Annotated in this window: 11 protein-coding genes; 5 read left to right on the top strand and 6 right to left on the bottom strand. The window is 59.6% G+C overall.

What is annotated here, in order from left to right; genetic code table 11:
• The first annotated feature begins 162 nt into the window (after nt 1-162).
• The 3 genes from PspS49_RS06825 to emhC are packed head-to-tail and all read left to right on the top strand — an operon-like array spanning nt 163 to nt 5930.
• Entirely contained in the window at nt 163-1320 is a 1158-nt protein-coding gene (locus PspS49_RS06825; RefSeq protein WP_150749358.1) for an efflux RND transporter periplasmic adaptor subunit, read from the top strand.
• A gap of 3 nt (nt 1321-1323) precedes the next feature.
• A complete protein-coding gene (emhB, locus tag PspS49_RS06820; protein WP_160038601.1) occupies nt 1324-4473 on the top strand; it encodes an efflux RND transporter permease subunit EmhB in 3150 nt (1049 codons plus the stop codon).
• A complete protein-coding gene (emhC, locus tag PspS49_RS06815) occupies nt 4470-5930 on the top strand; it encodes an efflux RND transporter outer membrane subunit EmhC (RefSeq protein WP_127926133.1) in 1461 nt (486 codons plus the stop codon). Before emhB ends, emhC begins: the two co-directional genes overlap by 4 nt.
• A gap of 80 nt (nt 5931-6010) precedes the next feature.
• Here the strand turns inward: emhC and PspS49_RS06810 are convergent, their stop codons facing one another.
• Nucleotides 6011-6499, bottom strand: a complete 489-nt coding sequence (locus PspS49_RS06810; RefSeq protein WP_160038599.1) for a hypothetical protein — start codon at nt 6497-6499, stop codon at nt 6011-6013.
• A gap of 486 nt (nt 6500-6985) precedes the next feature.
• Between PspS49_RS06810 and PspS49_RS06805 the strand changes: the two genes are divergently transcribed.
• Nucleotides 6986-8245: an OprD family porin gene (locus PspS49_RS06805; protein ID WP_160038597.1), complete on the top strand. Its 1260-nt coding sequence runs from the start codon at nt 6986-6988 to the stop codon at nt 8243-8245.
• Nucleotides 8246-8524: 279 nt separating this feature from the next.
• A complete protein-coding gene (locus PspS49_RS06800; protein WP_127926130.1) occupies nt 8525-9328 on the top strand; it encodes a methyltransferase domain-containing protein in 804 nt (267 codons plus the stop codon).
• A gap of 122 nt (nt 9329-9450) precedes the next feature.
• On the opposite strand, the gene pcaC is transcribed toward PspS49_RS06800, so the two are convergent.
• From pcaC to pcaG, 5 genes are all read right to left on the bottom strand, one after another.
• Nucleotides 9451-9843 carry a 4-carboxymuconolactone decarboxylase gene (gene pcaC, locus PspS49_RS06795; RefSeq protein ID WP_025110738.1) on the bottom strand — a complete coding sequence of 131 codons (393 nt, stop codon included), beginning with the start codon at nt 9841-9843 and terminating at the stop codon, nt 9451-9453.
• A gap of 13 nt (nt 9844-9856) precedes the next feature.
• Nucleotides 9857-10645, bottom strand: a complete 789-nt coding sequence (gene pcaD / locus PspS49_RS06790; protein ID WP_127926129.1) for a 3-oxoadipate enol-lactonase — start codon at nt 10643-10645, stop codon at nt 9857-9859.
• 12 nt (nt 10646-10657) lie between these two features.
• A complete protein-coding gene (locus tag PspS49_RS06785) occupies nt 10658-12022 on the bottom strand; it encodes a 3-carboxy-cis,cis-muconate cycloisomerase (RefSeq protein ID WP_150749363.1) in 1365 nt (454 codons plus the stop codon).
• 46 nt (nt 12023-12068) lie between these two features.
• Nucleotides 12069-13367 carry an MFS family transporter gene (locus PspS49_RS06780; protein WP_122845035.1) on the bottom strand — a complete coding sequence of 433 codons (1299 nt, stop codon included), beginning with the start codon at nt 13365-13367 and terminating at the stop codon, nt 12069-12071.
• Between the two features lie 187 nt (nt 13368-13554).
• Nucleotides 13555-14121: a protocatechuate 3,4-dioxygenase subunit alpha gene (pcaG, locus tag PspS49_RS06775; protein ID WP_095119179.1), complete on the bottom strand. Its 567-nt coding sequence runs from the start codon at nt 14119-14121 to the stop codon at nt 13555-13557.
• Nucleotide 14122: the final 1 nt, after the last annotated feature.

The raw sequence follows: 14122 nt of genomic DNA, 5'->3' as shown, positions 1-14122 counted from the left end.
CTTGCGCCGTTTTTTGTAACAGGGTGGATACGACGCCAGGGTGTTTACAAACAACCATGAACGTAAGTATATTCCTTAGCAAGCTACTTATCCACCCGGTAACCTTTTTTTACCCTTCCACACTTCTTGTGCGCTTTTCGCGCGCCTGACCCGAGGATTTTCATGCAATTCAAGCCAGCTGTTACCGCTCTGGTCACTGCCGTCGCCCTGGCATCGCTGCTCAGCGGATGTAAAAAGGAAGAAGCGGCCCCGGCCGCTCCACCGCCTCAGGTCGGCGTCGTCACCCTGCAACCACAAGCCTTTACCCTCACGTCGGAACTGCCGGGCCGCACCAGTGCGTTCCGCATCGCTGAAGTTCGCCCGCAGGTCAACGGCATCATTCTCAAGCGTCTGTTCAAGGAAGGCGGCGATGTCAAAGCCGGCCAGCAGCTGTATCAGATCGATCCGTCGGTCTATGAAGCGACCCTGAAAAGCGCTGAAGCCAACCTGCGTTCGACCAAGTCGATCTCCGACCGCTACAAGCAACTGGTCGACGAGCAGGCCGTGAGCCGTCAGGAATACGACACCGCCGTGTCCAACCGCATGGAATCGGAAGCGTCGTTGCAGACCGCGCAGATCAACGTGCGTTACACCAAGGTGTACGCGCCGATCTCCGGCCGCATCGGTCGTTCTTCGGTCACCGAAGGTGCACTGGTCAGCAATGGCCAGACCGACGCGATGGCAACGATCCAGCAACTGGACCCGATCTACGTCGACGTCACCCAGTCCTCGGTTGAACTGCTGGAGCTGCGCCGCGAGCTGGAAAGCGGTCGCCTGCAGAAGTCCGGCGATACCGCCGCAGCGGTCAAACTGACCCTGGAAGACGGCAGCCAGTACAAGCTTGACGGTAAGCTGGAATTCTCCGAAGTCACGGTTGACCCGACTACCGGTTCCGTGACCTTGCGCGCCGTGTTCCCGAACCCGGATCACACCCTGCTGCCAGGCATGTTCGTCCGCGCCCAGTTGCAGGCCGGCGTCAACGCTGCGGCCATTCTGGCGCCGCAACAAGGCGTGACCCGTGACCTCAAAGGCACTCCGACCGCACTGGTCGTCGGCGCCGATAACAAGGTCGAACTGCGTCAGCTCAAGGCCAGCCGCACCGTCGGCAGCCAGTGGCTGATCGAAGACGGCCTGAAGGCCGGCGATCGCTTGATCACCGAAGGCCTGCAGTACGTGCGTCCAGGTGTTCAGGTCAACCCGACCGAAGCCACTAACGTAGGCAACAAGAACCCGGCCCCCGCTCAGGCAGCTGACAAAGCCGCCGGCGGCAAAGGGGAGTAATCCATGTCAAAATTCTTCATCGACCGTCCGATTTTCGCTTGGGTAATTGCCCTGGTGATCATGCTGGTCGGGGCACTTTCGATCCTGAAATTGCCGATCAACCAGTACCCGAGCATTGCGCCGCCGGCCATTGCGATCTCCGTGACCTACCCGGGCGCTTCGGCGCAAACCGTGCAGGACACCGTGGTCCAGGTGATCGAGCAGCAGCTCAACGGTATCGACAACCTGCGTTATGTGTCCTCGGAAAGTAACTCCGACGGCAGCATGACCATCACCGCGACCTTCGAGCAAGGCACCAACTCCGACACCGCGCAGGTGCAGGTTCAGAACAAGCTGAACCTCGCTACCCCGCTGTTGCCGCAGGAAGTGCAGCAACAAGGTATCCGCGTCACCAAGGCAGTGAAAAACTTCCTCTTGGTGATCGGTGTGGTCTCGCGTGACGGCAGCATGACCAAGGATGACTTGTCCAACTACATCGTGTCGAACATGCAGGACCCGATCTCGCGGACCGCCGGTGTCGGTGACTTCCAGGTCTTCGGTGCCCAGTACGCGATGCGCATCTGGCTCGATCCGGCCAAGCTGAACAAGTACAACCTGACCCCGTCTGATGTCAGCTCCGCCATCTCGGCGCAGAACGTCCAGGTGTCGTCCGGTCAGCTCGGCGGTTTGCCGGCGCTGCCAGGTCAGCAACTGAACGCGACGATCATCGGCAAGACCCGTCTGCAGACCGCTGAGCAGTTCAAGGCGATTCTGCTGAAGGTCAATCAGGACGGCTCGCAAGTGCGCGTCGGTGATGTCGCCGATGTCGGTCTGGGTGGTGAGAACTCGACCATTTCCGCACAGTTCAACGGCAAACCGTCCTCCGGTCTGGCGGTAAAACTGGCCAACGGCGCCAACGCCCTCGACACCGCCAAAGCCCTGCGCAAGACGATTGACGAACTCAAGCCGTTCTTCCCGCAAGGCATGGAAGTGGTGTTCCCGTACGACACCACCCCGGTGGTGACCGAGTCGATCAAGGGTGTGGTTGAAACCCTGGTCGAAGCGATCGTGCTGGTGTTCCTGGTGATGTTCCTGTTCCTGCAGAACTTCCGCGCTACCGTCATCACCACGATGACTGTGCCGGTGGTATTGCTCGGTACGTTCGGCATCCTCGCGGCATTCGGTTTCAGCATCAACACCCTGACCATGTTCGGCATGGTGTTGGCCATCGGCTTGCTGGTGGACGACGCCATCGTGGTGGTGGAAAACGTCGAGCGGGTGATGAGCGAGGAAGGCTTGTCACCGAAGGAAGCGACCAAGAAGTCCATGGGCCAGATCCAGGGCGCCCTGGTCGGTATCGCGCTGGTGCTGTCGGCGGTATTGCTGCCGATGGCGTTCTTCAGCGGTTCCACCGGTGTGATCTACAAGCAGTTCTCGATCACCATCGTCTCGGCCATGGCCCTGTCGGTACTGGTCGCGCTGATCTTCACCCCGGCGCTGTGCGCAACCATGCTCAAGGCAATTCCGAAAGGCGAGCATGGCACGCCGAAGAAGGGTTTCTTTGGCTGGTTCAACCGCAATTTCGACCGTGGTGTGCAGAGCTACGAGCGCGGTGTCGGCAACATGCTGTCGCGCAAAGCGCCGTACCTGCTCGCCTATCTGCTGATCGTGGTCGGCATGATCTGGCTGTTCACCCGTATTCCAACCGCGTTCCTGCCGGAAGAAGACCAAGGCGTACTGTTCGCCCAGGTGCAAACCCCGGCCGGCTCCAGTGCCGAACGTACCCAAGTCGTGATCGACGAAATGCGTTCCTACCTGCTGGAGAAAGAATCCGGTGCGGTGTCCTCGGTGTTCACCGTTAACGGCTTCAACTTCGCCGGTCGCGGTCAGAGCTCGGGTCTGGCGTTCATCATGCTCAAACCGTGGGACGAGCGTGACGCGAGCAACAGCGTGTTCGCCCTCGCCCAGCGTGCGCAGCAACACTTCTTCAGCTTCCGCGACGCGATGGTGTTTGCTTTCGCCCCGCCAGCGGTACTGGAATTGGGTAACGCCACCGGTTTCGACGTGTTCCTGCAGGACCGTGCCGGTATCGGTCACGAAAAACTGATGGAGGCGCGCAACCAGTTCCTCGGTCTGGCCGCGCAGAGCAAGGTGCTCTATCAGGTGCGTCCGAACGGCTTGAACGACGAGCCGCAATACCACCTGGAAATCGACGATCAGAAGGCCCAGGCCCTCGGCGTGAGCATTGCCGACATCAACAGCACGCTGTCGATCTCCTTCGGTAGTAGCTACGTCAACGACTTCATCGACCGTGGTCGGGTGAAGAAGGTGTACGTGCAAGGTCAGGCCGGTGCTCGCATGAGCCCTGAAGACTTGAAGAAGTGGTACGTGCGCAACAGCGCCGGGACCATGGTGCCGTTCTCCGCGTTCGCCAAGGGCGAGTGGATCTACGGTTCGCCCAAACTGGCGCGTTACAACGGTGTAGAAGCGATGGAGATCCTCGGTTCTCCGGCGCCGGGTTACTCCACCGGTGATGCGATGGCCGAAGTCGAAGCGATTGCCAAGAAGCTGCCGGCGGGTGTCGGTATCTCCTGGACGGGTCTGTCTTATGAGGAACGTCTGTCCGGCTCGCAAGCGCCGGCGCTGTACGCCCTGTCGCTGCTGATGGTGTTCCTGTGTCTGGCGGCGCTGTACGAGAGCTGGTCGATTCCGATCGCGGTTATGCTCGTGGTGCCGCTGGGGATCATCGGTGCGCTGCTGGCCACCAGCCTGCGCGGTTTGTCCAACGACGTGTACTTCCAGGTCGGCCTGTTGACGACCATCGGTCTGGCGGCTAAAAACGCCATTCTGATCGTCGAGTTCGCCAAGGAACTGCATGAGCAAGGGCGCAGCCTGCGGGATGCGGCGATTGAAGCGTGCCGCATGCGTCTGCGACCGATCATCATGACCTCGCTGGCCTTCGTCCTCGGTGTTGTACCGTTGGCGATTTCCACGGGCGCCGGTTCAGGCAGTCAACATGCGATCGGTACGGGCGTGATTGGCGGTATGCTCACGGCCACGATCCTGGCGATCTTCTGGGTCCCACTGTTCTTCGTTACGGTTTCGTCCCTGGGCCAGCGTAAAATCGCTGACGAGGCTGAAGCTACTGAAACTCCTAAAGAGGCTGGCCAATGAGCAAGTCGCTACTCTCCATCGCAGTCGCCGCCTTCGTGCTGAGCGGTTGCTCGCTGATACCTGACTATCAGCAGCCTGAGGCTCCGGTCGCAGGTCAGTTCCCGCAGGGGCCGGCGTATTCGCCGGCCCAGGCTCCGGCGCAGGCCGCTGCCGAGCAGGGCTGGAAACAGTTTTTTCATGACCCGGCGCTGCAACAGCTGATTCAGGTTTCGCTGGAAAACAACCGTGACCTGCGTGTCGCGGCACTGAACATCGACGCTTATGCGGCTCAATACCGCATCCAGCGTGCCGACCTGTTCCCGGCGGTTTCGGCCAATGCCAGCGGCAGCCGTCAGCGAGTTCCGGCTCGTGCATCGCAGACCGGTGAAGCGGGCATCACCAGTTCCTACTCGGCCACCGTCGGCATCAGCGCCTACGAACTCGACCTGTTCGGTCGGGTTCGCAGCCTTAGCGAACAAGCGTTGCAACAGTACTTCGCCACCGAAGAAGCACGGCGCAGCACCCAGATCAGTCTGGTCGCCAGCGTCGCCAATGCTTACCTGACCTGGCAAGCAGACAAGGAACTGCTCAAGCTGACCCAGGACACCCTCGGTGCCTTCGAAGAAAGCTACAAGCTGACCAGCCGCAGCAACGAAGTCGGTGTGGCTTCGGCGCTGGATCTGGCGCAGTCGCGCACCTCGGTCGAGAACGCCCGGGCACAACTGGCGCGTTACACCCGCCAGGTGGCACAGGACGAAAACAGCCTGACGCTGCTGCTCGGCACCGGTATCCCGGCCAATCTGCAAGCGGCCAAGCCGCTGTCGGATGACCTGCTCAGCGACGTACCGGCCGGTCTGCCTTCGGACCTGCTGCAACGTCGTCCGGATATCCTGCAAGCGGAATACAACCTGAAAGCGGCCAACGCCAACATCGGCGCGGCCCGTGCCGCGTTCTTCCCGAGCATCAGCCTCACCGCCAACGCGGGCAGCCTGAGCCCGGATCTGTCCGGCCTGTTCAAGGGTGGTTCGGGAACGTGGCTGTTCCAGCCGCAGATCAACCTGCCGATCTTCAACGCCGGCAGCCTGCGCGCCAGCCTCGACTACGCCAAGATCCAGAAGGACATCGGCGTGGCGAACTACGAGAAGTCCATTCAAACGGCCTTCCAGGAAGTCGCCGACGGCCTGGCCGCCCGCCAGACCTACACCGAACAGCTGCAAGCGCAGCGTGACTTCGTTCAGGCCAACCAGGATTACTACCGTCTGGCCGAACGTCGCTACCGCATCGGCGTCGACAGCAACCTGACCTTCCTCGATGCCCAGCGTCAGCTGTTCAGCGCGCAACAAGCGCTGATCACCGACCGCCTCGCGCAGCTGACCAGTGCGGTCAACCTGTACAAGGCCCTGGGCGGTGGCTGGAATGCGCAGACCGCGCAGAACGAACCGCTGAAAGAAGAAGCACCGAAGATGAAGTTGTTCTGATCATCAGCTGAACAAAAAGAGCCCGCCATTTAGGCGGGCTTTTTTAACAAAGATAGAAAACCAAACTTAATAGACAAATATCACTTTTCAAATTCCGCCCAGAAATTTTCAGCTTCCACTTTAACCACGCTCCCGAGAGCGTCTACATAATTAAACGAAAAAGTCCCTTCAATACGCTGCTTTTCCGCATCATCAACGACAAGATGAACTTTAAGTACACCTTTACCAAATGCATCCCCTGCAATTCCCCCATTAGGCCTGCCGGCACCAAATATAGCGCCAACCTGCCAATCATCGTCGAAGGGATTTTTTATTTCGTAGGTCTTCTGCTCCAGCTTATGGTTCGCCAGCAACATCACTGCTGGGACCTTTTCGTCAGTATCATTTCCAAAATAAGCCTCGACTACAGTACGCCAGCTCTCAATATAGAAATTGAACCATCCCGTTTTCAGCTCTTCACTCGGTAGACCCTCGCGGGTGATTCGAAGGTTAATATAACCACTTGTAGCTCTGACCTGATTTAGATTTTCACCAAATTTCTTAATTGACCCAAAATGAACGCTATTCATAGCAAGCCCCTCCTGCATCGTGAGTTTAATATGCACTTACAAGTAACAAAACCTACACCCCGGCAATCTCACCTACAACTGTCATAGCTGACAGTTGACAATTCAAAAGGAATTCTATAGGACTGGCAAATCTAATTAGATAATGATTCCAGCAACCACTAACAGCGATTGGCAACTTTTTTGCCAGCCAGAAGTATGTTTGTACAGGCTTGCCTGAAAAAGGGCCCCCATTGATCAAAAACCAAGTTCAATCTTGCGTTCGATAATCGCCCAAAACCCGCTTTACCCAATTGAATCCGAACATCCGCCCCCCGCACCATTCGATCAACAAAACCAATAACAACAGGTTCGACACCATGCTCCCGCGCCCTGCTCCGACCGGCTGATCGCCGTCGCTTCACCCCCTGAATTCATCGCATTTCTGCACCGTAAAAAACGGCAGCAGCGCACCCGTTCGCCTTAAAAAAACAAGAGAGACCCGAGCCCATGACAGCTTCCCCTGCGCCTTACGCATTTCCCGGTCTGATCGCCCTGGCTCTAGCCAGCGCGGCGCTGCCCGCTGCGGCTGAAGAAGCCGGCTTCATCGAGGGCGCGAAGGTCAACCTGAACCTGCGCAACTTCTACATCAATCGCAACTTCACCAACCCGACCAAGGCCCAGGGCAAGGCTGAAGAATGGACGCAGAGCTTCATTCTCGACGCCAGATCCGGCTTCACCCAAGGTACCGTCGGCTTCGGCATGGATGTGCTCGGCCTGTATTCGGTAAAGCTCGATGGCGGCAAAGGCACGGGCGGCACCCAGTTATTGCCGCTGGATCGCGACGGTCGTCCGGCCGACAACTTCGGCCGAACCAACGTCGCCTTCAAAGCCAAGCTTTCGCAGACCGAAGTGAAGGTCGGTGAGTGGATGCCGGTGCTGCCGATCCTGCGTTCGGACGACGGCCGCTCGCTGCCGCAGACCTTCCGCGGTGGGCAGATCACTTCGAAGGAAATCGACGGCCTGACCCTCTACGGCGGCCACTTCCGCGCCAACAGCCCGCGCGACGACAGCAGCATGAGCGACATGTCGATGACCGGCAAAGCGGCATTCACCTCTGATCGCTTCAACTTTCAGGGCGGTGAGTACGTTTTCAACGAAAAACGCACACAGATCGGCCTGTGGAATGCCGAACTCAAAGACATCTACAGCCAGCAATACGTCAACCTGATCCACAGCCAGCCACTCGGCGACTGGACCCTCGGCGCCAACCTTGGCTTCTTCTACGGCAAGGACGATGGCAGCGCCCGCGCCGGCGACCTCGACAACAAAACCTGGTCGGGGATGTTCTCGGCGAAGTACGGCGGCAACACCTTCTACGTCGGCCTGCAGAAACTCACCGGCGACAGCGCCTGGATGCGCGTCAACGGCACCAGCGGCGGCACGCTGGCCAACGACAGCTACAACGCCAGCTACGACAATGCGCAGGAACGCTCCTGGCAACTGCGTCACGACTACAACTTCGTGGCATTGGGCATCCCCGGCCTGACCCTGATGAACCGCTACATCAGCGGCGACAACGTGCACACCGGGACGATCACCGACGGCAAGGAATGGGGCCGCGAATCGGAACTGGGCTACACCGTGCAGAGCGGCGCGCTGAAGGATCTGAACGTCAGATGGCGCAACTCGACCATGCGCCGGGACTTCAGCAATAACGAGTTTGACGAGAATCGACTCATCGTCAGCTACCCGATCAGCCTCCTCTAAACACTGATATTCCCCTGTGGGAGCGAGCCTGCTCGCGAAGAGGGCTTAACATTCAACAGAGATGTTGACTGATACACCGCCTTCGCGAGCAGGCTCGCTCCCACATTGGTTCTGAGCCATTGGTCAGGAGAAGTGGCACTTCGCCGGCCGGCAGGTAAAGTGACAAAACCTGAAGGATTCAGGTGCTTCACCTTTCCGCTTCCGTCGTCGTAGTCGGTCCTCAAGCTGGGAGCCAGGTTGTCATCGGAAGACACCAACGATCACCGGAGGACCACCTCAATGATCTCTCGTCTCGCAACACCCGACTGGGACGCCAAGGCGTACCAGCAGTTTTCCCGTCTCAGGCAACGCCCAGTCCATGAATTGCTCGACCGTGTCGACCTGCCCAACCCGCAACGCATTTACGACCTTGGCTGCGGCACCGGCATTGCCACGCAGTTGTTGGCCGAACGCTGGCCGCGCGCGCAGTTGCAGGGCGTCGACAGCTCCACGCAGATGCTCGATGAAGCGCGCTGTCTGCCGATCCGGGCGCAGTGGAAGTGTTGCGATCTGCTCGACTGGCAACCAGAGCAGCCAGCGGATCTGCTGCTCGCTGCCGCCGTACTGCACTTTATCGGGGGCCATGAAACGCTGCTGCCGCACCTGCTCGGTTATCTGAATCCCGGCGGTTGTCTGGCAGCGCACATGCCGGACTGGCGTGATGCGCTGTGGTATCGGCTGATGCTCGACACCCTCGAAGACGGCGGCCCCGGCGGCACGCCAATAGGCACACCAGAACTGCGTCAGCGCATGGCCGCACGGCCGTTGTTGGCACTGGAGGATTACTACCGTTTGCTCGCGCCGCTGACCTCGTCGCTGGATATCTGGGAGACCGAGCAGTTGCAGGTAGTCGACGGCAAATCACCGGTGTACGACTGGGTGAAAGTCTCGGCGCTGCGGCCGGTGATGCAGGCGCTGAGTCCAGAGGAACAGACGCGGTTTATCTATCACTACCTGATGCGGGTGCATGAGCATTATCCGCAGGAGGGGGATGGGCGTACGTTGTTTGCGTTCAAGCGGATATTTATTGTTGCCACGGTTTGAATGAGTTGTGCTGATTGATGCGCAACGGCGTCTGCCGCTTTCGCGAGCAGGCTCGCTCCCACATTGGAATGCATTTCCCTGTGGGAGCGAGCCTGCTCGCGAAGGCGTCAGTGGCAACAACCTCACTCCCGGGATTCAACTCCTAGCTCATCCCACACAGATTCAGCCAGATGAAACGTCGCATTCGCCGCCGGAATCCCGCAGTAAATCGCACTCTGCATGATCACTTCCTTGATCTCGCCCCGGCTCACGCCATTATTGGCCGCCGCACGCAGGTGAAGTTTCAGCTCACCTTCGCGGTTCATGCCGATCAGCATCGCGATGGTGATCAGGCTACGCGTGTGCCGAGGCAAACCCGGACGCGTCCAGATATCGCCCCAGGCATGCCGGGTGATCATCTCCTGGAACTCCGAGTTGAACTCGGTCAGCGTGGTCAGGCTGCGATCGACATGCGCATCACCCAACACCGCGCGGCGTACCTGCATACCGTCGTCGTAACGTTGTTTCTCGTCCACGAAAATCCCCTTATCAAGCGTTCAGAAACGCCAGAACACGATCACTGAAATCTGCACCGGCCTGCACGTTGGACAGATGCGCCGCATAGAACTCGGCGTATTCGGCACCGCGCACATGTTCCTGAATGAAGTGCCCACCAGACGGCGGCGTCACCGCATCTTCAGTCCCGGCGATCACCAGCAACGGCACATTGATCGACGCCAGTTGCTCGCGGAAATCGGCATCACGCACCGCCGCACAATTGGCCGCGTAACCTTCAGGCGAAGTCGCTGCGAGCATGTCGGTAATCTGCTTGGCCGCCGTCGGATGCGCCGCCGAAAAATCCGGAGTAAACCAGCGGGCAATCGACGCATCACGCAGGGCAACCATCGCCGCTGCGCCATCGCGCAGCACGGTTTCGATGCGTGGGTTCCACACCGACGGATCGCCGATTTTAGCTGCGGTGTTGCAGACGATCAGCTTGTTCAGACGATGCCCGGCATTGATGCCCAGCCACTGGCCGATCAAGCCGCCCATCGACAGTCCGCAAAAATGCGCACGCTCGATATGCAGTGCATCCAGCAGACCGAGCACGTCGTGACCGAGTTGCTCGATGCTGTACGGGCCCGGCGTCACCAGCGATTTGCCGTGACCACGGGTGTCGAAACGCAGCACGCGAAAGTGCTCGGTGAAGGCTGGCATCTGCACGTCCCACATGTGCAGATCGGTGCCCAGCGAGTTGGACAACACCAGCACCGGCGCATCGACCGGGCCCTCGATTTGATAGTGCAGTTCGCCATCGGCGAGTTGAACGAAAGCCACAGCCCTCTCCTTTCAGTCAGACAATGCGTTGTGTTCGGCCACCGCACGCTCGACCCAGGTTTTCGCCTGACCGAGATAATGGGCGGGGTTCAAAAGATGATCGAGTTCAGCGTTGCTCAGCTCAGCAGTGACTTGCGGTTCATCACCTAGCACTGCGCGTAAATGGCGCTGCTCGGCCACCGCGCGTTTGCAGCATTGCTCAAGCAGATGATGCGCAGTGTCGCGGCCGACACGCTGGGCGAGGACGATGCTCACGGCTTCGGCGAGCACCAGCCCCTGAGTCAAATCAAGGTTGCGGCCCATGCGCTCGGCATCGACTTCCAGGCCATCGGCCAACAAGCGTGCCTGTTGCAGCGAACCCGAAACGAGGCAGCAAATCTCCGGCAAGGTTTCCCATTCGGCATGCCACAGGCCGAGACTGCGTTCATGTTCCTGCGGCATCGCGCTGAACAGCGTCGAGACCAGACCCGGCACCCGCGTCGCCGCGCCGATCAACACCGCCGCGCCGACCGGATTACGTTTGTGCGGCATGGTCGACGAACCGCCCTTGCCTGGCGCCGAGGGTTCGAAAACCTCAGCCGCTTCGGTCTGCATCAACAGGCTGATGTCGCGGCCAAATTTGCCGAGGCTGCCGGCGATCAAACCGAGCACCGCGCCGAACTCGACCACGCGATCACGCTGGGTGTGCCACGGTTGTTCCGGCAAGGTCAGTTGCAGTTCTTCAGCCAGCGCTTCGGCAATCGGCAAGGCTTGTTCGCCCAAGGCTGCGAGCGTCCCGGAAGCACCGCCAAATTGCAGCACCAGCAGACGCGGCTTGAGTTCGCGCAGACGCTGGCGGCTGCGAGTCACGGCGCCCAACCAGCCGGCGATTTTCATGCCCAGGGTCACCGGCGTCGCGTGTTGCAACCAAGTGCGTCCGGCCAGCGGCGTTGCAGCATGGCGTTGGGCTTGAACAGCGAGAGAGTCGGCCAGTTGCGCCAGATCGTCTTCGATCAACACCAATGCCTGACGCAATTGCAGCACCAGCCCGGAGTCCATCACGTCCTGACTGGTCGCCCCCAAATGCACATAACGCTCGGCTTCGGCACTGGTCGCGGCAATCTGCTTGCCCAACGCTTTGACCAACGGAATCGCCGAATTGCCGGCCGTGGCAATCGCCTCGCCCAGCGCCGCAAAGTCATATAACCGCGCGTTACACGCCGCAGCAATCGGTGCGACAGCCGCAGAAGGAATCAGACCTACCCGCGCCTCGGCCCGGGCCAGCGCCGCTTCGAAGTCGAGCATGGCCTGCACACGGCCCTGATCGCAGAACACCTCACGCATATCGCGGGCAGTGAAGTAGGCATCGAACAATTGATTGCCCGGTCGCTGAGTCATAAACAGTCCTTGCCGGCGCGGGCCGAGGCGACCCGCGCGCATCGGGTTAGAGATCGTGGTGCAAGTACGCCGCCTGCTTCGGCAAACGCAAACTGAACAGGAAGGCGATCGCCATCATCGCCGTCACGTACCAGTAGAAGGAGTTTTCCATGCCGATGTTCTTCAAGCTCAGCGCGACGAATTCCGCCGAACCGCCAAAGATCGCGTTCGCCACCGCATAAGCCAGACCGACGCCGAGGGCGCGGACTTCCGGCGGGAACATCTCGGCTTTCACCAGGCCGCTGATCGAGGTGTAGAAACTGACGATTGCCAGCGCCACGGTGATCAACACAAACGCGAGGAACGGACTGCTGACACTTTTCAGGCTCAACAGAATCGGCACGGTGAACAGCGTACCGAGCGCGCCGAACCAAAGCATCGAGTTACGTCGGCCGATCTTGTCGGCGAGCATGCCGAACAGCGGCTGCATGCACATATAAAGGAACAGTGCGCCGGTCATGATGTAGCTGGCGGTCTTGGCGTGCATGCCGGCGGTGTTCACCAGGTACTTCTGCATGTACGTGGTGAAGGTGTAGAAAATCAGCGAGCCACCGGCGGTGTAACCGAGCACGGTGATGAACGCGGCTTTGTGATCGCGGAACAGCGCAGCGATGCTGCCAGCGTCTTTGTGTTCGCGGGTTTCCTTGTTGGTGGTTTCTTTCAGACTGCGACGCAGGAACAGCGAAATCAATGCCGCCACCGCACCGACCACAAACGGAATCCGCCAGCCGTAGGCACGCAGGTCTTCTTCGGTGAGGAATTGCTGCAGAACCACCACCAGCGATACCGCCAGCAGTTGCCCGCCGATCAGGGTCACATACTGAAACGAGGCGAAAAATCCGCGCTGGCCCTTGAGGGCGACTTCGCTCATGTAGGTCGCAGTGGTGCCGTACTCGCCGCCGACCGACAGCCCTTGCAGCAGACGGGCGAACAACAACAGCACCGGTGCCCAGACGCCGATGTCTTTATAGGTCGGCAAACAGGCGATCAGCAACGAGCCGAAGCACATCATCAGAATCGAGATGAGCATTGAATTCTTGCGCCCGTGCTTGTCGGCGACCCGGCCGAAAATCCAGCCACCGATCGGCCGCATCAGGAAACCGGCAGCGAACACGCCTGCGGTGTTGACCAGTTGCACGGTCGGGTTGTCGGAGGGGAAAAACGCCGGGGCGAAATAGATCGCGCAGAAGGCGTAGACGTAGAAATCGAACCATTCGACGAGGTTGCCGGACGAGGCGCCGACAATGGCAAAGATACGCTTGCTGCGCTCTTCACCGGTGTAATGGGAGGCAGTGGTGGTTGTCATTGTTTTTCACTCGATAGGGACAGTGAGAGTCTAGACATACTTTGCAACAGTCCCGTTCCACATCCTATATCGATCGTTCCCACGCTCCGCGTGGTAACGCATCCGGTGACGCTCCGCGTCACAGTGGACGCAGAGCGTCCATGGCGGCATTCCCACGCAGAGCGTGGGAACGATCAGTAGGCAGCGATCAGTAATCGAAGAACACCGTCTCGGCATCAGTGCCCTGCAGAATCACATTCCACTGGTAAACACCCGAGGCGTCCTGCTTGGCCAGCAACGTACTACGACGCTCGGCCGGCACACATTCGAGCAACGGATCATCGACGTTGGCCGGCTCGCCTTCAAAGTAGATCCGCGTCAGCAAGTGCTTGACCAAGCCACGGGCAAACACCAGCACCACCAGATGCGGCGCCTGGGTCGAACCTTTCAAGCCTTCAACCGTGCCCGGTTTGATCGTGGTGAAACGGAAACGCCCTTCAGCGTCCACCGGCACCCGGCCAAAACCTTCAAAGTTCGGATCGAGCGGTTTGTCCTGCTCGTCTTCCGGGTGGTCGTACTTGCCGGCGGCATTCGCCTGCCAGACTTCAAGCATGGCGTCGTTGACGACATCGCCATTGCCATCCACCACCTGCCCGGTGATCGCCACACGCTCGCCAAGAGTCTGCTCGACGGTGAGGTTTTCGCGGTTCAGCCAGGTCAGGCCGATGTGGTAATACGGCCCGACGGTGTGGGACGTGGTCGCAGTCAGCGTCATC

Source organism: Pseudomonas sp. S49 (assembly GCF_009866785.1).
Taxonomy (GTDB): Bacteria; Pseudomonadota; Gammaproteobacteria; order Pseudomonadales; family Pseudomonadaceae; genus Aquipseudomonas.
Note: the sequence above shows the minus strand (reverse complement) of the source record. Positions and strands in the feature narration are given on the sequence as shown.